Origin of the sequence: Paraburkholderia sp. GAS32, assembly GCF_050434225.1 — a bacterium.
GTDB lineage: Bacteria > Pseudomonadota > Gammaproteobacteria > Burkholderiales > Burkholderiaceae > Paraburkholderia > Paraburkholderia madseniana.
The window spans coordinates 21,032-37,105 of the sequence record NZ_JBNPVS010000022.1 but is presented as its reverse complement, the minus strand read 5'-3'; the positions used below and the strand labels follow the sequence as shown (position 1 = coordinate 37,105).

Genomic DNA, 16,074 nt, shown 5'->3' with positions numbered 1-16,074 from the left:
TATCACATAAGCTCGCCGGATAACAAACTGTATTAAGCCCTATCCGGGTATCGCAACGTCTCTATTTGAATACCGTGTTTCTCTGCCAATTCACGGCGAACGCTATCGGCCCTCTCGCGCGTTATTGCTGCGTCTTCGGGGGCCAGCGCATCATAGCCGTGGTCCGCTGCAAGTTGCGCTTTCAATGCCCGGTATTCCGGGGTGCCTCGCCACTCGTAGACGGCTGCTGTCGCCCGCTTTCGCAATTCTTCGGTCACTGACCGCTCAAGCTCTGGAATGCTCATGCCGGTGTTTTTCGTGACACAGGTTGACCCGTAGTGAAATATCTCGCCGGTATCGTGCATTGCAATGGCATGCGTGACTTTCAAATCGCGCTTGCCGCAACAGTCGCAAACGGAAATGGTGTAGCTTGCGCCCATGTAGCGGAATTTCCGACCGGCGACGGCGAGCGCCCCCGGCTTTGCTCCCGGTGGCTGCGCGATGATGACGTACATTCGAATGCCGTCATGCTCGCAACTGATAACGGTGTACGGCTCGCGGGTGTACCCGTTACCTGCGGTCGGGAGTTCCAGCGACGTGCCAACGGCGACCGACGCATATGACTCGTAGGTGACGTTGCCGTTTGCGAGCGAGCGGGGTTTGAGTGCCATCGTGTTATTTGCTTTATCGCGGTTGGTTGTCGGCGGAAACCATTATCGCTCCACAATAAACGTTCGCCAACACATGTCACGGTCGCAATGTTTCTACCTCATCGACAACGGCGAGCGCGTTGACACTGATAAGCTCGCGCCACGACCACGTGCGGCCCAATCCCTGCGTTGACCTCAAACCGTGCTTGCCCTCTCGGGCGCGATCCTCCATTGCGATGCCACGCCAGAACAGGGCGGGGTGCTTGTCGCGCAACTGGATAACCTCGCTTTTCTTCGACGCGGGACAGAACCAACAGGCGCTTTTCGTAGGGAGCGGGAGACCCACATGTGAAATCAGCAACAGACACCGAAAACGGTCAATGCCCCATTCCTGCAACGGATACCAATAGTCGTAACGCGTCGCGTCCTTGTGACCGGCTTGCGCTTTCTTCTCTACTGCACGGTCGGCCTTGGCACGGCGGCGGCAATCCTGCTCGCCGTTGTCATATCCGATTGCGCGAATGACCTTGCGACCTGCGGCCCACGCGTCTAGCGCCGGTTGCCACGATTGCACGTAGCGGTCCTGCGGCTGCGCTTTGAAAACGATGGAGCATGAGTGCTTGCCGAATGCGAGACTCGGGAGCGTTTCGTTTGCGAAGCACTTTCCCTCAAGCGTGGAGTAGGGGGCGCGGGTCGGCTCATAGCGAACCGTGGTGATAGGGGGAAAGCCGACCTTTTTCAGCCACTTGCTTATGATCGGCAGATACGCGTAGGTCTCGGGCTTTTCGGCTGCGGCGTCCGCGAAAAGGATCAGGTCAGGACGGATGCCACGCAGATACATGGCGACAAGCATTGCGGTGCTGTCGATCCCCACTCCGTAGGAGACTACGAGAGGGGGCCGGGGTTCTGCGTTGAGAATCGTCATGCTCACTGCCTGCGTTAGCCGTTGTCGATAACGGCATTATCGCATCACACAAATCAGAACGTCAACACCTGTCACACCATCAACGCGTAGACCGGGCAATTCGTGCCGTCGTCGGGCCATGCCGCGCACTTGCCTAACCGGGGAACGGGCACACACGCGGGTAGGATTGGCGTGAGGTCTGGAAGGGGAGCCGTGCATCGCCCTGGCTGAGTGCGTTTAATCTTACCGGTGGGCGTGAGTTCGAACTGTCCGTGCTGGCACGTACCGCAACACTTCGCCGGAAGTTTGCCCGTTGTCTTCATCACCATGCCCCGGCTATGCCGCCCAAGCTCTGCAACATGCGGGGAATCGCGAGCGATGACGATGTGCGGTACTCGCCACGCTCCCATTCCGCGAGCCGGAATCCCAGGCTGCGGCGTCCGGTCTTCCGAAGCCATTCCGGCGCGGCCTTTCCCTCGGGGGTGTCCGTGAATTCCGGTTCCGGGGGCGCTGCGATCTTGCGGCCAGTGACGCGCCTGGCGGGCGCGGGTGCCTCTGCCGGTTGAATGTCGGTGTCTGCCAGCGTCGGGAGCGCGGGCGGCTCGTCTGCGCCCCCGAACATATCGAATTGGTCTGCGCTCACTTGATGACCTTGCCCGTTTTGAGGTCGATGCAGTTCCCGAACACTTCCGGGTGAGGGGTGCCGTAATACTGCGCGACCTGAGATTTCGCGACGGTGATCGCGGCGACGCACGATTGCGCAGTCGGATACGGTTCCTCGTAGTGCTGCACGGCGGGATTGTTGTTCGGGCCTGCAAACACGAAAGTCAGGATCAGTTTGAAAAGCATAGGGCGTCAAAACAGGGCGAGTTGGGTTTCGGGTGGCGTCGGCTTGCGCTTCGGCGGTGGTTTCAATTTCGGAGGCGGCGGCGGTTGTTCGATCAGGGTCCGGGGTACGGCTGCGGCTGCTCTACGGTTGCGTGCCGTCCAGTCCAGCAACATCGCGTGAAATGCGGGATGCTGCCGAAACTCGCGGGCCTGTCCGAGATAAACCCGCGCCAAATGGATATGGCGCTCGCGCTCGGTCGAAAATGCGCTCACGGCTTTATTTCCATGTCTCGATCTGTTGGGCTGCGTGTTCAAGGGCGTCACTCCACGTCCAGCGCCACAGGTCGAATGAGTGGTAGGCCGTATCGTGGGCCGTGGTGACGCCTTCGTAACCCCGTGCCACATACCAACGGCGCTTATCGGTTTCTCGAATGATCTTGACCCATTGCCGGTGCCCGCGAAGGTACTGGACCGTCCAGTGACCTTCGCGCTTACGGTCACTCAATTCGAAGCCGCGTGCCGCGTACTGCGCTTTCGTAGTGGCGATCATGCTGCGGCCTCAATGTTCGTCCAGTTGAGGTCGGAGGCGTACCGGCCCATGCACTCATCGTGAACGGCTTCGATCTGGTTCGCGTACAAGGCGATGATGCGGTTGTACAGCGGGTGGGTGTTGATGAACGAAAAGCAATCGCCCCCACGGAGGCCGATGCGAACCCCGCCGTTATCAAGCTCGGCGGTGAAATAGCCCTGCGCATCTTCCGCAATGATACGAGTGATTTTCGAATTCATGATGGCCCGTTTCTGTCGAGTGATGAAGCGATAAAGTCGATTATCCGTGATTCATCATCCCTTGTCAACACATGTCACATGACAATCAGTCGAAGACACGCGCCACGGGTTGCCGGTGCTAGTTTTGCACCCGGCGCAGTTCCTTCCACGTCAGGCCAAGCTGGACGTTGCTCGCCAGGCTGACAAGCTGCCGGTTAAGTCGCACCTGTTCGATGTTGGCCCGAAGGCTCTTTCCAGCGATACCCGGCAATGCCTCTGCGTTTTCGATTACGCCTGCCAAGGTGCCGAATTCGTTAAGCCATGCTGCCGCCGTCTTCGCACCACAACGGTCGATGCCAGGCACGCCGTCCGTGCTGTCGCCCATAAGCGCCAGAAAATCGAGAATTTGACTCGGCTCAAGGCCGTAGAAACGTTCGTTGACGTAGGCGCGATCACGGTAGCAGTGGTCGAAGTAGTGATAGATCAATACGCCGTGGGCAATCAGCCACAACATATCCTTGTCGTGTGCTGAAACCACTACTTCACCTTTTTCCGCTTCGAGCCAGCGACGCGCACAGGTTCCGATCACGTCATCGGCCTCCACGCCGGGGACCGCGTTGCTATACAGGCCGTGACGCGAACGAAGCTCGCAATAGAAATCGGGGAGGCGGTCACGCAGTTCTTGCGCCATCGGCTCACGACCGTCCTTATAGGCCGGGAACAGGCGATGACGCCAGTTCTTTCCGCCGTAGTCGAATGCGGCCAGTGCGTGCGTGTGGGGCACTTCCTCAAGCGCCTTGCGGAACGAGCCGAGCGCGAAGCGGATTGACTGTTCGGCGGTTTGTTCCAGCGGCTGATTCGGATTGTCTCGGGCGTTCTTCTCATAGACGCGACGGACAATTGCGGTCCCGTCGATCAACAACAACCTTTCCTTACCCTGCGTCTGCGCGTTCATTTCGTACCCCGGCTTTATTTTATGAATCACATTTTACGGTGAGTATTTAGGTTCGTCAACACTTGTCACACTGCAACCCGCGAGCGTGAAAAAGCCCGCACAGGCGGGCTTGTCAGTGTGCCGTGGCACGGTAGAGCGGTGGATCAGCGGAGACCGGCGTTTCGCATCTGCTCGTCGCGCTGCCAGTTAATCGCATCACGAAGCGTGAAACGGGCTTTCGCCTCGACCTCCAAAGCCGCCTCGTAGCGCTCGACCACATACGCGGTTGCCTGCGGGTGCAACTCAGCCCCGATGGTCGCGCGGGCGGTCATTGCGGCGTTCAGTGCGGCGGTTGCTTCGTGAACGGCGTTCGTTGCTGCTTCTACTGCGGTCATTGCGCATCCTTGTTGCTGTCAGGAATCGGTTCACGTTCCCCAAATAGGTGAAAAACAGGGCCATCAGACAAAGCGCTACCGCGCCATACAGGCCGGTGCCAATGTCTGTGAGGCCCACTTGTCTGAGTCAGTGATAGCGACGATCCAGATACGCGGCCTGCTCGGGGGTGCAATTGACGATCAGAGGGGAAAGGTAGCCTTCGACCTTGCCGCCCTTTTCAAGCCGCTTCAAAACCCGTTGTGCGACCCTACGGGGGAGCAAGCGGCCCTTGTGACCGACATGCTTGCTATACGCCGTGGACGTAGGGAAAACACGCACGGTGTAGAGTTTTCGTTTCGCGAGCTTCGTTGCTTGTGCCATTCTGGTTCCCCGTCAGGTATTGCGTTGTCGATGAAAGGAATTTACACACCTTTCCGAATCACGTCAACACATGTCCGCGAATTGTCGTATTGCGGGCGCTGTCGCGGCCTGCAATTCAGCCATCAGCGTGCGATTCACCGCGCGTGCCACTTCACGTGCGCCGCCGAAACGGGCGCGTATTGTTCGTTCGCTGCGCTTCAAAATGCCTGCCGCGACCTCGGCGCGGGCAATGCGGAGAATGGCGGTAATGCGTTCCTCGACCGGCATTGCCGCAAGGGTTTCGGCGCTCACGACCGCGTTTGCCTCGGTGGCCGGGTGTACCTCTGCCCGTTCTTCGGTCACTGCTTCCACGTCTGCGGCTACGCTCGGCATCGGGATTTGCACGGCATGATCCCACGCCGGGGAAGCAATGGGTGCCTGCGGCGCGAACGGCATCGGGTATTCAACGGCTGCTGCGGGCGCTTCGACTGCTGCCGGTGCCGGGGCCGGGGCCTCAACCACAGGAGCCGCTTCCGGCGCTGCTGCTGCCTTCGTTTCCAGTGCTGCGAGCGGCGAAAGCGAAATCGACCAGAACAGGCAAGCTACAAGCTCAAGCGTGAGGGCCGCAACCATGCTCATGACGGTCTGAACCTTCTCCGGTGCGACGCCGAACTGCGAGAGTGCGACGGCTACAGGGTCCATCGACGCCTGTTCGGCCTTCGCTTCGTACCTGTCCTGATTCGATTCATTCTTGTGCGCCTGCCTTTCCTCGGCGTCGATCACGGCCAAGTGGCCTTTGAGACCGGCGATTGCGGCGCTGATAGAAGCGCAACCGGCGTGGCAGTAGCGCGAAGCCAAAAGGACTTGCTTCTGCGCGATCTGCTTTTCGGTGTTGGCGCGGTCGTCAAGGACGGCGATCAGGTCACGGCCTTGCGCAACCGGCTTTTCGATTGCGGCTGCTCGGACTGCGCCTGCGTGGGCCTGCGCTTGCAAAAAGAATTGAGCGTGACCGCCAATCGTCGTAACCATGCACGCGAGCCACAGACCGTAGCCGATGATCCTGCGTGCGACGGGTTGACGACCAAGCAGGGCGGGGATCAGGTGGGCCGACAACGCGAGAACGAGACCGACGCCGATCCAGATAGCGCGTTCAGCCGGAAGCCCGCCGCGTTCAGTGCCCGCGACATACGAGATTCCAAGCGCCACAGACGAAGCGGCGAATGCCATAACGGCACTTGCGAATCGAATGGTTTTCTGCGTGTTCATGTGGTCCCCGATGCAGCCGTTGTCGAATAACTGCATCATACCCTTTCCGAATCACGGCGTCAATACTTGTCACAGCTAATTTTCGCCATCACGCAATCCAAAACGAAGTTAGGGCCAATTTCATATTGTCAGGCGTCGCTCGGTTGCGTGGCCGGGGTGGTGCCGCTGGCGAGAATTTCGGAACGGGCGTATTTTAGCGAACGCGCAATCCCGTTCATAGTGTGAATCATGGATTCCAGTTCTGCGAGCGTCGCCTGCGCGGCGAAGCGCTGAACCGCCTTCTGCATCGTCCTGCCAGAAGCGTAATCGAGCGTCGCCATAGCTTGCACGGCTCCGTCCACGCGGGCCTTTGCATGGTCGTGGTCACGGCTCTTACTCGCGTTGGTTTGCGCTGGTGTGGGAGTCAGATTTTCATTCATTTGGTCGCCTCTATCGTGCTTTGAAGTTGTGTTTGAGTGATTCGATTATCACACTCTCTACAACCAACGTCAACACTTGTCCGCGCCAAGCGAAAAACTCCATATCTGTCATGTTGTCACATTTTCACAAATTAACTCATGCGTCTTTGCCGGTTTAATTCAGTTTGTCGCACTACCGGGCTAGGATTACGCATCACACAAACATTTTGCGATTGAGAATGAAAAACCCCCGCCAATCGTGAGAGAGGCAGGGGTTTCTTTTTGGGCCGGGGCGTCGATCAGCGGAGTTCGATGCGCCACATACCTTGATCGCGGCCTTCCTTCCAGTAGCCGTTGAGGTAGACCGCATCGGGGGCCAGTCGGTGCAGCGTGGCCGAGCCGTTCTGCACGCCCGCGTTATCCAACACCCAATGACCGGGGGCCTGTGCGACGCCGCGATAGGTGTACGTCTTCGGGTCGCCCGCATAGCGGTAGTCGATGACGATTTCGTTGCCGTCGATGCGGACCTCACACGACTGCTTGTGCGATTCGCGGCTGTCGAAATACAGCGTCGTCATGATGGCGTCTTTGTGAATCATGGTGCTGGTGTTCCTGAGAAGTAAAAAACCCCGCACGGGGGGCGGGGTCCGGGTGCCGCTAGGGCGGTGGATTACTGGTTAGTCGCGTGGGTTGCGCCGAGTTTTTGGAGAGTGGCGGCGACTTCGGAAGCGGGAGCGGGCGACAACGATTCGGGGTGCTGGCTCAACACGGCCTTGCCGCCCTTCGCCTTGTCGAGTTCATCAAACTCCACGAAGCCTGTCGCCGTTTTCATCGCAACGTCCTTGATTGCAGCGTCCGGGGTCTTCTGACACGCCTTGTCCATGACCTCGCGAAATTGGCCGATGGTCAGTTTGCGGAAGTGAACGCCGCGATGTTGCAGCGTGTCGGTAATACCCTTGATGTAGCCCATGTGGAGAAACTGATAGGGCGTTTCCGACGCGTTGGCGTTCCAGTCCTTGCACGTGTCGAGCGGGCCTGCCTGTGCCGCGCTCGCGGCGGTGACGGCTGCTGCCGTGGCGATGAGGGTAACTGCACGCTTAACGTTCAGGGTCTTCACTTTTCAGGTCTCTCTTACGAGTTGGCGTTTCTCGCCGTTGTTGATTAGATGCGTCCGATTCTAATGCGGTTCTCGAATCACGTCAACATTTGTCACGCACCGATTGTCAAAAAAAATAGCCCCATGTGGGGCTTTGTCAGCGGGGCTGGTTAGCGGCGGTAGCTCCCGTGGGGGACCGGGTAGTAGACGCCCGTGTATCCGCCAGGCGTGTACACGATGCAACCGGAAAGCAACGAGATACTGGCGATCACAGAAACAACGAGCGTTCGAATCATGGCCGTTCCTTACAGCTTGCGGTCGTCGTCGCAGAGAACGCCAACGCGCACGGTATCCTTGTTCACGGCGCTTGCGTATTGGCGGCACTCATGGCCGTCCGGTCGCTTCCACGCCATGAGGTCAGCATGTGCGGGGCCTGCGTCAAAGTTGGCTACAGCCACGATGACGGAACCGACCGGCATTTGGCGATGCTGCTCCTGCGTTACCGGTGTGTTGTAGATCGGTGCCGGTGCTGCCACGGCGGCGGAAGCGGCGATCAGGGTCAGGGCGGCGAAGCCAAAACGTTTTTTCATGGTGCCTCTTTTTGAGTTGGCTGAGTTTCGTTCGGGAACGTCGCCGTTAAGATAAGAAAAGTTATCTAAATAGCACGGTATTGGTGCTGCAAGTTCTGGTTGTAAAACAGCGTGCTACTTCGCTACAATCCGCGTCCCCGTTGCGCGGAATTTTGAAGCCCCCCGCGCGCATTCGCCGGGAGCCTCCTGACGGGGGCTTCCGGCTCTTTTTGCTGGCGCAGACGATGAGAAGCCGCTTTTACGTTGCGCCGGTCACTTACTATTCACTCCAGCTTGCCTTGTTCTTTTTCAAGGTGGCGTCCCACGCCTTTTGGCGCGCGGACTCCTGTGCGGCGTGTTGCGCCGCCTCGGAATTGGCGACGGGAGCCGCGCCAATCTGATCGACCAGGGCTTTGATTGCCTTGGCGGTCTCCTGAGTGTTTGCAATCTCGGGGAACTCCACGTTCACTGCAACTTTGGTCGCGTTGTTTGCATCCTTGCTCGCGGAGAACGCCACACCTGCGAGGGACGCATCGGTGAGCGCCATAAAGCTGCCGTCCATGTTGTCCGTAGCGTAGTTTTCCCAACGGACAGGGTTGTTCTGACCAGCAAGGTGAACGTCGCATTTGAAGCCGCGCACCGCGTTCGCCGGGTCATCGTCTACCGCTTTGCCCTTCGCGGAGGAAACGGCAGCGGGCGAGCACTCAACCCGGTCGATGGTTGACGCGAGGGTCACGTTTTGCGCAGTCAGTTGCGCGTTGAGTTGCGGACTGTCATGCAGGGCCGGGGGCGTGCGAAGGTCTGCAATGGCGGTTCCCAACGCGCCGGCGGCGGCGAATGCAGCAACAACAGCGATAACTTTTTTCTTATTCGGCACGGTCATTCCTATAGCGTGTGGTGGTTAAAGGTCGTTAGTGTAGATGGTCAGTTTCAACGTGATTCAGTATCCCACGTCAAAACTAACGCGTCAATAGTTGTCACACTAACCGGGCCAGTGCCATGCGAATCCGCGCCGTGAAACAATGGGTAAAAGTTTTCGACCTCGCTGCAACGCACGCCAGTAAAGAGGTTTAGGTGATTCCGAAACCATTGTTTCACGGCATTTCGATCACCTGTTTGGCGATCAAGGCGGAAAACACTATGACTGGTGCCGCGAGAGCGTAGGGCGGAGGGGGAGCGTAGCGTTTGATACAGAATTTTAGGTTTCGGTATTACGGAAACCGTAGCGTTCAATACGCGCTGCTTCTGCCTCGGGCTGCTGCTGTGGTTTCGGCTGGTTGGCAGTCGTGGTGTTGAGGATGCTCGCACGGGCCGCGTAGAAGGCTGCGTCCTCAATGGTTGTCCGTCAGTCGCGGTCGCTGCGACGGTCGATGACGGCGGGTTGGTCGGGCGGCGCAATCCCTCGACAGGCAAAGGCTTTGCCGGTTAGAATCCGTTCCGTCTTCGGTTTTAGCGCGCACTTCCCGCCTATCACTGGAACCGGCCCCCGGACTTTGCTGAGTCGCGGGGGCTTTTTGCTTCCAGATTCCCGCGCATCCCCTTCCGCCGTTTACAGCCCTTCTGCGCCGCTCCCCGGTTCCGCCCCTCTCCTGCGTACCAGAGCAATCACGAAAACCTCCCCAAAGCCCTGTAAACGCGCCCCGCTCCTTTCGTCGGACGAAAGGAGCGAAGTTTGCGCCCGGCAAGGATCGTCAGTGGCCGGTTTCCAAGGTTTTCAGTCTCAATTGGGCGGCGAAGCCGTCACGCCGTAGGCTCCACGCCGGGGAGCGGTGCGGCAACCGGCGTATCGCCGTCAGGCGACCGTGCCCGCCCTTGTGGTGGGTACGGGCCGGTTGTCCACGGCGGGCGGGAACTGGCGAAGGCGTTCGGTGCACGGTGTTAACCTTTAAAGAAACACCCGTTTAAAAACTTTAGGATTCTGGATCGCCCTCCTGGCGGGGGTTTGCGGGGAGATAGGTGAACGTTTTCGGGCGTCCGGTGAACGTTTTCGGGGTCAGCCGACCCCAATAGGTACATGTTTTCGGGGGCCAGCGCCTCCCGAATTTGTGTACCTATTGACACAAAATTTCTCGCACTTATTTGATTTCAAATAGGAAATGTGTCTTATCCACAGAAAAATAGGTGAACGTTTTCGGGGCCGAGCAATTTAAGCGCCTGATTCAAAACGGGAATGATTACCCTCTGATACGGATAGGTGAACGTATTCGGGGTGCGTCATCAGAGCGGCGCGGGGTGAGAACTCGCTCCTGATAGGTGAACAAATTCGGGGTGGTGACTCTCGGGCCGCACCGCCGAAAAGTGTATTGGTGAACAAATGCACTTGCTGTGAAGTTACCTTATGGGTATGATCGCCTCATTCTTAGGAGGCATCATGTCGGACGGGATGGTGACGGGCGAAGGTAGTTCGCAGGCCGTCAGTGGGCAAGAACTGAAAAAGGCTGTCGAGTACGTTCACGTCGCAGGCGCGCTCAGTCTGATTGAGCGAAAAATCATCAACGTGCTTCTGCTCTACGCATACGATGATCTTCTGACGCGGGAGGAACATGCGATCCCCCTCGGGCTGCTCAGTCGCCTGATTGGCTGGAAAAACTACGAAGAACTGAAAGAGGCAATCCGTTCGATCAAGCGTGTCGAGTTGGAATTCGACGCGTTCACTGACAGGCAAAACCGAAACCCCGAGTGGCTACTGACAAATCCGCTTGGCGAAGTCACGTTTACCAATGGGGTTTGCATCTACTCTTACGGTCCACGGCTGCGCGCGAAGCTGAAAAACCCCGATGTGTACGCGCTTATCAACATGAAACTCCAGCGTGAGTTTCAGAGTAGCTACGGCCTCGCGCTGTACGAAAACACCGTGCGTTACAAGGACGTGGGATCGACGGGCTGGCATACGGTCGATGAATGGAAAGGGATTCTTGGCTTGGTCAAGAAGTTCGATCAAGCGGGAAAGGAACTGCCTTCCGCGTATGACGCATTCAAGGTGTTCAACGCTCGCGTTATCAAAGTTGCGGTTGAGGATGTCAACACGCACACGCCGAATTTTGAAGTCGAAGCGGACTACGAGAAGCGGGGCCGCGAAGTAAAACGAATCCGATTTTTGCTCAAGCAGAAAACGCAACACGATATGTTTGAGGGGCTTAGTGACGATGAGGCTGTGCTACGCCAGTCGGAAGCATGGAAGGCGTTAGAGTCGATTGGGTGCCGTCCCACGTTCATCAAACAAGTCCTGCTTTCGCACGGCCATGAGTGGGCCTTGTCCGTGTCGGAAGAATGCCGCGCCCACGGCGTCAAGACGCCCGCCGCCCTTGCCAAATGGTTTGCTCGAACAGGCACGACCCCGACTCCGCGTAAGTCAAAACGTCAGACGGCTAACGAAGACAAGGCGGGATCGGATGATAAGGCGGGGGCCGCGAACAGTGCCGATGCGATGCTTACCGATGCAGAACGGGCACAGTTGGCGGAAGAATTCATCGCCAAAACTCCGGGGGCACGTATTAGCCAATCAACCGGACGATTCGGGGCTAGACATTTGGCGGCGTTCAAGGCGTACACGATTGAGCGTGCGCCCCAAGTCATCGCCGCTCGATGAATACTGAGCTATAGAACGCGTGAAGAAAAAAGGCCCGCATCGGCGGGGCTTTTTCTTTTGATGCCTGTCGGGCTTCCCGGTTGCATTTCCGCCTTAGCTAAGCTAAACTAAGCCTAAATTGAGGGGGTACTATGCAAACCGTAAACATTCACGAAGCCAAGTCGCAGCTTTCCCGGCTCATTGAGGCGGTTGTGAACGGCGAAGATGTTGTTATCGCGAAGGCCGGAACGCCGGTCGTGCGGCTCGTTCCGGTCGAAGGCAAGCCTAAACTGCGCTTCGGTTTGATGAAGGGGAAGATTAGGATCGCGAAGGACTTCAACGCGCCTTTGCCTGCTGACGTGCTGGCAACGTTTGAGGGTCAGTGATGCGCCTGTTGATCGACACACACATTTTCCTGTGGGCCATGAACGGGCAACTCACGAAGAAGGCTGAGACCATCCTGTTAGACGCGGAAACCGTTTTTGTCAGTGCCGCGAGCATATGGGAAATCGCAATCAAGTCCGGTCTCGGGAAACTCGATGCAGACGTGAACGAGTTGGCCGCGCGTATGAGCGAGGCGGGCTTTCGTGAATTGCCGGTTACGGCGGCGCACGCTGCGGCGGTGCGTGACCTGCCGGAAATTCACCGCGATCCGTTCGACCGGCTGCTGGTTGCCCAGGCTGTGACCGAGCCGTTGCGGTTGCTGACCGACGATGACACCGTTGGGCGGTACTCCGACCTTGTAATCACGATCTGACTTTTGACTAACCGGAAAAACCATGTGCAGCGGGTCACGTACCGCGTGACCGACAAGCGCAACGCCGCAAATTAACGGCTCAGAAATCCGAAATGTCCCGCACCCGTACCGAGTATGAATTCAATGGGTTTTTGGGCTGTGTTGTCCAGCGCAAAAGTCAACGGGCCATTGGGTCGGCCTGTACAACGCGGAGCAAGCGGGCATGGACGCGGAAAGCGGAGCGTGGGCCACGGTCTGCGAGAAGCATTCGACCATCTGCAATCACTCCACGCTCAAGCTCGCCCGCGATCATCTTGGCGATCCTACGATGTGGTGCGAAGAATGCCAGGCGGAAGACCGCGAGAATGCGGGAAACTAGGAGAGGAAAATCACAATGATGAAGCTCGTGCCGTCCGAACAGGTGAGGATGCAGGAACAACAGGTCGCGGCGTATAAGCGCAATCCGCGCCCTGTGCTTGTGACCGTCAACGCGCAGGCCGTCGAACGGGCGTGCAAGGCGCACTGGCCGTCATGGGATCGGATGCGGCCCGACCATCAACGAAAGTGGCGGGCAAAGATGGAAGCCGCACTTCTCGACATGCTGTTTGCCGAGTGAGGACAGGGAAAAGGTGGACGGAATAACCATGAAGAAAATATTGCTGACACTGTTGCTCGCCGGTCTCGCCGCGCACGCGAACGCTGGATCGTCCCCGGAAACGCGCGTATGCCCTGACGGTCAGAACAAGGAATTGGCGGTCCTGACGTACTACCTTGTGGGAACGTATTACGTGAACAAGTTCGTGTGTTCCGGCGACGTGGACACAGAGGCGGGAGTGCGGAAACTGATTTCCCAGGTGGCCGACATGAGTAAGTCGAATAGCGTGACGCTCATCAATCTGATTCCGCTCCGCAAATGACGCCTCAAGAACTGTTCGACTACGCGAGCGGCTTCAAACACCCGCACCGGTCCTACCCGACCGTTCGTGAGGCCGCGAAGCACTTCAACACCACGCAGAAAGCGGTACTCGCTGCGTGCGACGATTGGCACGGTGACGGATACATGAGGCCAGCAACGGGCATTCGTGTCGGTAGCGGGCTTGGCTCGTTCGCTCGTCCTGGCGACTACCTCATAGAAGCGTATCAGTAGACTGGAACACTGACATGACGAATCGTTTGGAACCGACCGGCGAGACGCTGGAGAACGATCCCATGAAAAAAGCCCCGAACTGGACGGGGCTTTTTCTTTTGGTGCTGCGGCTGCACGTAGACGTCAGAAGTAGAAGCCCTGGCGGTTGCCTCGCTCATCCAGTCGCGTAATCGAGAGCAAGCCAAGGGCGGCGGTCGTGGCGATGCCCGCGTGCTGCTTACCGGTGAATTTGTACTTTTTCATATCCGATATCTGTGTGGTTGCGGTGCGTTAGAAAACCCCGCACGGGGGGCGGGGGGGGGCTGCGGGCGTTGCTTAGGTCACGGAGCCAAACGCGTTGTTGATCGAATCCATCTTGCTCGGGTCGCCGCCAGGGCAACTTTTCAGAAAGTTGAGCCGGTCGCGCGGGGTGGCCGAAAAGTCCACGTGCCCGTGGTGATAGTCGATGATCGAAAAGTAGTCGTTGATCGGATCGACGCACGTATCGCCCGTGTTGTTCCCCTGCAACTTACCCAACATACAGATAAACGTTGCGCACGCGTCTTTGGCGAAAGCGGCGGGGGTCGCCGTGGCGGTAGCGGTGAATACCACGGCCACGGCAAGGGCAAGGCCCCGTCGCTTTCGTGGCTTCGGCGTAGCTGCATCGGTGTTGCGTTTCATCAGTCCTCCTGGTTGGTGCAACGGTCAAACTCCCTAACCTTGGCTACGTGCCTTGCGCGGTCGTGGAATTTTGAAGTCCTCAAGGGATCGACCTTGGTTAATGTACGCCAGCAACCATGCTGGCCTGCGACCGCGACCACTCCACGTATTGAAGTTGTTGGCCGGGTCACGATAACGTGCTTCCCCTCTCGGAGTGCGCTCGTTGTTAGATTTCGCCCATTCCATTCCTGCGGGCGCGGGCACGCTTGGTGGCAACATTTCGCCTCTTTATTTTGGTCTTCGATTCGAAACTGAACGATTTTTTGACTTCCCCATTTCGCGCTTGAATAATAGCCCCCACATTCTGTTACTGCAATTTTGAGGACAATTTCAAATGCGAGTGCAACGGTATCTTGCTCTCACTGTTAGCCTGGTCTGTTGCGTTGGCGGCGGGGTGTTTTCGGGTGACGCGTTGGCTGTCTCGAAGCTGCCGCCGCCGTCGCCTGCGGTCATGAAACTGGCTCGCGAGTGTGCCCCGCAAGTACACCCTATGACGGTTGGCTATCTGGTTGCCGGGGAGTCGAGTAACAACCCTTTGGCAATCAATATCAATCGCGGAGCCGCGCTGGTCCGACAACCGCGAGACCGCGCAGAAGCAGAGCAGACAATCGCATGGTTGGAGCGACACGGCGCGAACTTCGATGTTGGTTTGGGTCAGGTCAATTCCGCAAATTTTCGCTCGCTCGGTGTGAGTGGTTCGGATTTGCTTGAGCCGTGCGTGAACCTGCGTGCAAGCCAGTCCGTGTTGCTGGACTGCTATGGGAAGGCGTCGAAAAGCGTTGGACCGGGCCAGTCGGCATTGCTACGTGCCTTGTCTTGCTACAACACGGGTTCGCAAGTGAATGGGTTCACAAACGGATATGTGAATCGGTTTGTGCAAATCGCGAAATCCTATCCGGTTCCCGCGCCCGATGTTTCGGGTCAGGGCGGCGGCGACATGCCGCCCGCGATTCTGAAGGTGGGTGCTGGTTCGACTGCGGCTGCGCCCGTGGCTACGACTGCGGGCGGCCAGGTAGGAAAGAATGGTCGTCGCATCGCGAAAGATAGTGACGGGGCGTTTTCGCAGATTGATCCCGGCGCGTTCGGTGAATCTTCATCGGATGGGCCTTGATGCCGCAAAAACAGATATTCCTCATTCCGCAACGCCAGCTTGCTCGGCTGATTGTGGAAAAGAAAATCAAGCGGGTCACGATTCACGGTCAGGAAAATCGTCAGTGGTACGCGGTGTTCGAAACGCAGGATGCAGGCAAGGAGTTGTTGTGCGCCGTTCGCGTCCAGGCAAAACAGGAGGTGCGTTATTGGGCTGACTTACGATTGTTGGTGAGGTGGTTGCGTATGGATTGCGGGATTGTTGAAGCCCTGCTTATTTTTAGAGAATTGAAGGAAAAGGATAAGTAATGAAGAAATTCATTTCGGCGGTGAAAAGCGCAGTTCTGCGCAAGGTGGCCCCGGTGGCGTCGCTCGCGATGCTTGCTGGTCCGGCGTTTGCCGATGGCGTGGATACTTCCACGTCCTCGCTCGGTCGCGCGAATAGCTGGCTCATGACGTGGATTCCGACCGCGTGCGTGATCGGCCTCATCGTGTCCGCGCTCGCATGGATGTTCCACATGCTGCGCCTCGATTGGGCCGTGCGTCTGTGCGTCGGCATGATCGTGATTGGATCGGCGTCGTACATCGTCGGCTGGTTCTTCGGCTAAACGCTGGCCGGTGTCGATAGCGGTTAGCCGGTTGCGATGGCGTGTCGGGATGGCGTGTATCCGTTGACACGACAATGCAGCCGGTTTTTTGTTGGGAGGG

Annotated in this window: 29 protein-coding genes; 10 read left to right on the top strand and 19 right to left on the bottom strand. The window is 57.9% G+C overall.

Annotated elements, in window-relative coordinates; genetic code table 11:
* Positions 1-32: 32 nt before the first annotated feature.
* The 17 genes from P3T25_RS24780 to P3T25_RS24700 form a co-directional block, all read right to left on the bottom strand.
* The gene (locus tag P3T25_RS24780) at positions 33-650 is read right to left on the bottom strand and encodes a hypothetical protein (RefSeq protein ID WP_429359189.1); all 618 of its coding nucleotides are present in this window, start codon (positions 648-650) and stop codon (positions 33-35) included.
* Positions 651-726: 76 nt separating this feature from the next.
* Positions 727-1,554: a hypothetical protein gene (locus P3T25_RS24775; RefSeq protein WP_429359188.1), complete on the bottom strand. Its 828-nt coding sequence runs from the start codon at positions 1,552-1,554 to the stop codon at positions 727-729.
* Between the two features lie 301 nt (positions 1,555-1,855).
* Entirely contained in the window at positions 1,856-2,176 is a 321-nt protein-coding gene (locus P3T25_RS24770) for a hypothetical protein (protein ID WP_429359187.1), read from the bottom strand.
* The gene (locus P3T25_RS24765; protein WP_429359186.1) at positions 2,173-2,382 is read right to left on the bottom strand and encodes a hypothetical protein; all 210 of its coding nucleotides are present in this window, start codon (positions 2,380-2,382) and stop codon (positions 2,173-2,175) included. The genes P3T25_RS24770 and P3T25_RS24765 overlap by 4 nt, the downstream gene beginning before the upstream one ends.
* A 6-nt stretch (positions 2,383-2,388) precedes the next feature.
* Positions 2,389-2,634 (bottom strand): hypothetical protein, encoded by a 246-nt coding sequence (locus P3T25_RS24760; protein ID WP_429359185.1) that lies wholly within the window; start codon positions 2,632-2,634, stop codon positions 2,389-2,391.
* Positions 2,635-2,638: 4 nt separating this feature from the next.
* A complete protein-coding gene (locus tag P3T25_RS24755) occupies positions 2,639-2,911 on the bottom strand; it encodes a hypothetical protein (RefSeq protein WP_429359184.1) in 273 nt (90 codons plus the stop codon).
* The gene (locus P3T25_RS24750) at positions 2,908-3,150 is read right to left on the bottom strand and encodes a hypothetical protein (protein WP_429359183.1); all 243 of its coding nucleotides are present in this window, start codon (positions 3,148-3,150) and stop codon (positions 2,908-2,910) included. The genes P3T25_RS24755 and P3T25_RS24750 overlap by 4 nt, the downstream gene beginning before the upstream one ends.
* A gap of 118 nt (positions 3,151-3,268) precedes the next feature.
* Entirely contained in the window at positions 3,269-4,084 is an 816-nt protein-coding gene (locus tag P3T25_RS24745; RefSeq protein WP_429359182.1) for a 5'-3' exonuclease, read from the bottom strand.
* A gap of 143 nt (positions 4,085-4,227) precedes the next feature.
* Complete coding sequence (locus tag P3T25_RS24740; RefSeq protein ID WP_429359181.1) at positions 4,228-4,458, bottom strand: hypothetical protein; 231 nt, start codon at positions 4,456-4,458, stop codon at positions 4,228-4,230.
* Between the two features lie 127 nt (positions 4,459-4,585).
* A complete protein-coding gene (locus P3T25_RS24735) occupies positions 4,586-4,819 on the bottom strand; it encodes a hypothetical protein (RefSeq protein ID WP_429359180.1) in 234 nt (77 codons plus the stop codon).
* 63 nt (positions 4,820-4,882) lie between these two features.
* Positions 4,883-6,103 carry a hypothetical protein gene (locus P3T25_RS24730; RefSeq protein ID WP_429359179.1) on the bottom strand — a complete coding sequence of 407 codons (1,221 nt, stop codon included), beginning with the start codon at positions 6,101-6,103 and terminating at the stop codon, positions 4,883-4,885.
* A gap of 89 nt (positions 6,104-6,192) precedes the next feature.
* Complete coding sequence (locus P3T25_RS24725; protein ID WP_429359178.1) at positions 6,193-6,384, bottom strand: hypothetical protein; 192 nt, start codon at positions 6,382-6,384, stop codon at positions 6,193-6,195.
* A 377-nt stretch (positions 6,385-6,761) separates the two neighbouring features.
* Positions 6,762-7,061 (bottom strand): hypothetical protein, encoded by a 300-nt coding sequence (locus P3T25_RS24720; protein WP_429359177.1) that lies wholly within the window; start codon positions 7,059-7,061, stop codon positions 6,762-6,764.
* 71 nt (positions 7,062-7,132) lie between these two features.
* Positions 7,133-7,579 carry a hypothetical protein gene (locus P3T25_RS24715; RefSeq protein ID WP_429359176.1) on the bottom strand — a complete coding sequence of 149 codons (447 nt, stop codon included), beginning with the start codon at positions 7,577-7,579 and terminating at the stop codon, positions 7,133-7,135.
* 149 nt (positions 7,580-7,728) lie between these two features.
* On the bottom strand, positions 7,729-7,854 hold the full coding sequence (locus tag P3T25_RS24710; RefSeq protein ID WP_429359175.1) for a hypothetical protein: 126 nt from the start codon (positions 7,852-7,854) through the stop codon (positions 7,729-7,731).
* Positions 7,855-7,863: 9 nt separating this feature from the next.
* Positions 7,864-8,148 (bottom strand): hypothetical protein, encoded by a 285-nt coding sequence (locus P3T25_RS24705; RefSeq protein WP_429359174.1) that lies wholly within the window; start codon positions 8,146-8,148, stop codon positions 7,864-7,866.
* A 259-nt stretch (positions 8,149-8,407) separates the two neighbouring features.
* Positions 8,408-9,010, bottom strand: coding sequence for a hypothetical protein (locus P3T25_RS24700; protein WP_429359173.1), 603 nt, complete (start codon positions 9,008-9,010; stop codon positions 8,408-8,410).
* 1,455 nt (positions 9,011-10,465) lie between these two features.
* On the opposite strand from P3T25_RS24700, the gene P3T25_RS24695 reads away from it, so the two are divergent.
* The 7 genes from P3T25_RS24695 (at position 10,466) to P3T25_RS24665 (ending at position 13,578) form a co-directional block, all read left to right on the top strand.
* A complete protein-coding gene (locus P3T25_RS24695; RefSeq protein WP_429359172.1) occupies positions 10,466-11,716 on the top strand; it encodes a replication initiation protein in 1,251 nt (416 codons plus the stop codon).
* 131 nt (positions 11,717-11,847) lie between these two features.
* Positions 11,848-12,081: a type II toxin-antitoxin system Phd/YefM family antitoxin gene (locus tag P3T25_RS24690; protein WP_429359171.1), complete on the top strand. Its 234-nt coding sequence runs from the start codon at positions 11,848-11,850 to the stop codon at positions 12,079-12,081.
* Positions 12,081-12,452, top strand: coding sequence for a type II toxin-antitoxin system VapC family toxin (locus P3T25_RS24685; RefSeq protein ID WP_429359170.1), 372 nt, complete (start codon positions 12,081-12,083; stop codon positions 12,450-12,452). Before P3T25_RS24690 ends, P3T25_RS24685 begins: the two co-directional genes overlap by 1 nt.
* A 202-nt stretch (positions 12,453-12,654) precedes the next feature.
* Positions 12,655-12,810, top strand: coding sequence for a hypothetical protein (locus tag P3T25_RS24680; protein ID WP_429359169.1), 156 nt, complete (start codon positions 12,655-12,657; stop codon positions 12,808-12,810).
* A 15-nt stretch (positions 12,811-12,825) separates the two neighbouring features.
* A complete protein-coding gene (locus tag P3T25_RS24675; RefSeq protein ID WP_429359168.1) occupies positions 12,826-13,047 on the top strand; it encodes a hypothetical protein in 222 nt (73 codons plus the stop codon).
* A gap of 28 nt (positions 13,048-13,075) precedes the next feature.
* Positions 13,076-13,348, top strand: a complete 273-nt coding sequence (locus tag P3T25_RS24670) for a hypothetical protein (protein WP_429359167.1) — start codon at positions 13,076-13,078, stop codon at positions 13,346-13,348.
* Positions 13,345-13,578 (top strand): hypothetical protein, encoded by a 234-nt coding sequence (locus P3T25_RS24665; protein WP_429359166.1) that lies wholly within the window; start codon positions 13,345-13,347, stop codon positions 13,576-13,578. The genes P3T25_RS24670 and P3T25_RS24665 overlap by 4 nt, the downstream gene beginning before the upstream one ends.
* A gap of 315 nt (positions 13,579-13,893) precedes the next feature.
* On the opposite strand, the gene P3T25_RS24660 is transcribed toward P3T25_RS24665, so the two are convergent.
* Both P3T25_RS24660 and P3T25_RS24655 read right to left on the bottom strand, forming a co-directional pair.
* Positions 13,894-14,238 carry a TrbM/KikA/MpfK family conjugal transfer protein gene (locus P3T25_RS24660; protein ID WP_429359165.1) on the bottom strand — a complete coding sequence of 115 codons (345 nt, stop codon included), beginning with the start codon at positions 14,236-14,238 and terminating at the stop codon, positions 13,894-13,896.
* Positions 14,239-14,271: 33 nt separating this feature from the next.
* Complete coding sequence (locus tag P3T25_RS24655) at positions 14,272-14,463, bottom strand: H-NS family nucleoid-associated regulatory protein (RefSeq protein WP_429359393.1); 192 nt, start codon at positions 14,461-14,463, stop codon at positions 14,272-14,274.
* A gap of 148 nt (positions 14,464-14,611) precedes the next feature.
* Between P3T25_RS24655 and P3T25_RS24650 the strand changes: the two genes are divergently transcribed.
* The 3 genes from P3T25_RS24650 to P3T25_RS24640 are packed head-to-tail and all read left to right on the top strand — an operon-like array spanning position 14,612 to position 15,974.
* Positions 14,612-15,388: a lytic transglycosylase domain-containing protein gene (locus P3T25_RS24650; protein ID WP_429359164.1), complete on the top strand. Its 777-nt coding sequence runs from the start codon at positions 14,612-14,614 to the stop codon at positions 15,386-15,388.
* On the top strand, positions 15,388-15,675 hold the full coding sequence (locus P3T25_RS24645; RefSeq protein WP_429359163.1) for a hypothetical protein: 288 nt from the start codon (positions 15,388-15,390) through the stop codon (positions 15,673-15,675). The genes P3T25_RS24650 and P3T25_RS24645 overlap by 1 nt, the downstream gene beginning before the upstream one ends.
* Positions 15,675-15,974 carry a TrbC/VirB2 family protein gene (locus tag P3T25_RS24640; RefSeq protein WP_429359162.1) on the top strand — a complete coding sequence of 100 codons (300 nt, stop codon included), beginning with the start codon at positions 15,675-15,677 and terminating at the stop codon, positions 15,972-15,974. Before P3T25_RS24645 ends, P3T25_RS24640 begins: the two co-directional genes overlap by 1 nt.
* Positions 15,975-16,074 lie beyond the last annotated feature (100 nt).

What these genes read in the sequence shown, in the direction of transcription:
- P3T25_RS24740 (WP_429359181.1), bottom strand. Translation starts at nt 4,458, where the DNA reads ATGACCGCAGTAGAAGCAGCAACGAACGCCGTTCACGAAGCAACCGCC.
- P3T25_RS24690 (WP_429359171.1), top strand. Translation starts at nt 11,848, where the DNA reads ATGCAAACCGTAAACATTCACGAAGCCAAGTCGCAGCTTTCCCGGCTC.
- P3T25_RS24710 (WP_429359175.1), bottom strand. Translation starts at nt 7,854, where the DNA reads ATGATTCGAACGCTCGTTGTTTCTGTGATCGCCAGTATCTCGTTGCTT.
- P3T25_RS24685 (WP_429359170.1), top strand. Translation starts at nt 12,081, where the DNA reads ATGCGCCTGTTGATCGACACACACATTTTCCTGTGGGCCATGAACGGG.
- P3T25_RS24655 (WP_429359393.1), bottom strand. Translation starts at nt 14,463, where the DNA reads ATGGAATGGGCGAAATCTAACAACGAGCGCACTCCGAGAGGGGAAGCA.
- P3T25_RS24650 (WP_429359164.1), top strand. Translation starts at nt 14,612, where the DNA reads ATGCGAGTGCAACGGTATCTTGCTCTCACTGTTAGCCTGGTCTGTTGC.
- P3T25_RS24725 (WP_429359178.1), bottom strand. Translation starts at nt 6,384, where the DNA reads ATGGCGACGCTCGATTACGCTTCTGGCAGGACGATGCAGAAGGCGGTT.
- P3T25_RS24675 (WP_429359168.1), top strand. Translation starts at nt 12,826, where the DNA reads ATGATGAAGCTCGTGCCGTCCGAACAGGTGAGGATGCAGGAACAACAG.
- P3T25_RS24745 (WP_429359182.1), bottom strand. Translation starts at nt 4,084, where the DNA reads ATGAACGCGCAGACGCAGGGTAAGGAAAGGTTGTTGTTGATCGACGGG.
- P3T25_RS24695 (WP_429359172.1), top strand. Translation starts at nt 10,466, where the DNA reads ATGGGTATGATCGCCTCATTCTTAGGAGGCATCATGTCGGACGGGATG.
- P3T25_RS24735 (WP_429359180.1), bottom strand. Translation starts at nt 4,819, where the DNA reads ATGGCACAAGCAACGAAGCTCGCGAAACGAAAACTCTACACCGTGCGT.
- P3T25_RS24700 (WP_429359173.1), bottom strand. Translation starts at nt 9,010, where the DNA reads ATGACCGTGCCGAATAAGAAAAAAGTTATCGCTGTTGTTGCTGCATTC.
- P3T25_RS24680 (WP_429359169.1), top strand. Translation starts at nt 12,655, where the DNA reads ATGGACGCGGAAAGCGGAGCGTGGGCCACGGTCTGCGAGAAGCATTCG.
- P3T25_RS24645 (WP_429359163.1), top strand. Translation starts at nt 15,388, where the DNA reads ATGCCGCAAAAACAGATATTCCTCATTCCGCAACGCCAGCTTGCTCGG.
- P3T25_RS24705 (WP_429359174.1), bottom strand. Translation starts at nt 8,148, where the DNA reads ATGAAAAAACGTTTTGGCTTCGCCGCCCTGACCCTGATCGCCGCTTCC.
- P3T25_RS24765 (WP_429359186.1), bottom strand. Translation starts at nt 2,382, where the DNA reads ATGCTTTTCAAACTGATCCTGACTTTCGTGTTTGCAGGCCCGAACAAC.
- P3T25_RS24780 (WP_429359189.1), bottom strand. Translation starts at nt 650, where the DNA reads ATGGCACTCAAACCCCGCTCGCTCGCAAACGGCAACGTCACCTACGAG.
- P3T25_RS24670 (WP_429359167.1), top strand. Translation starts at nt 13,076, where the DNA reads ATGAAGAAAATATTGCTGACACTGTTGCTCGCCGGTCTCGCCGCGCAC.
- P3T25_RS24665 (WP_429359166.1), top strand. Translation starts at nt 13,345, where the DNA reads ATGACGCCTCAAGAACTGTTCGACTACGCGAGCGGCTTCAAACACCCG.
- P3T25_RS24720 (WP_429359177.1), bottom strand. Translation starts at nt 7,061, where the DNA reads ATGATTCACAAAGACGCCATCATGACGACGCTGTATTTCGACAGCCGC.
- P3T25_RS24660 (WP_429359165.1), bottom strand. Translation starts at nt 14,238, where the DNA reads ATGAAACGCAACACCGATGCAGCTACGCCGAAGCCACGAAAGCGACGG.
- P3T25_RS24755 (WP_429359184.1), bottom strand. Translation starts at nt 2,911, where the DNA reads ATGATCGCCACTACGAAAGCGCAGTACGCGGCACGCGGCTTCGAATTG.
- P3T25_RS24775 (WP_429359188.1), bottom strand. Translation starts at nt 1,554, where the DNA reads ATGACGATTCTCAACGCAGAACCCCGGCCCCCTCTCGTAGTCTCCTAC.
- P3T25_RS24730 (WP_429359179.1), bottom strand. Translation starts at nt 6,103, where the DNA reads ATGATGCAGTTATTCGACAACGGCTGCATCGGGGACCACATGAACACG.
- P3T25_RS24640 (WP_429359162.1), top strand. Translation starts at nt 15,675, where the DNA reads ATGAAGAAATTCATTTCGGCGGTGAAAAGCGCAGTTCTGCGCAAGGTG.
- P3T25_RS24750 (WP_429359183.1), bottom strand. Translation starts at nt 3,150, where the DNA reads ATGAATTCGAAAATCACTCGTATCATTGCGGAAGATGCGCAGGGCTAT.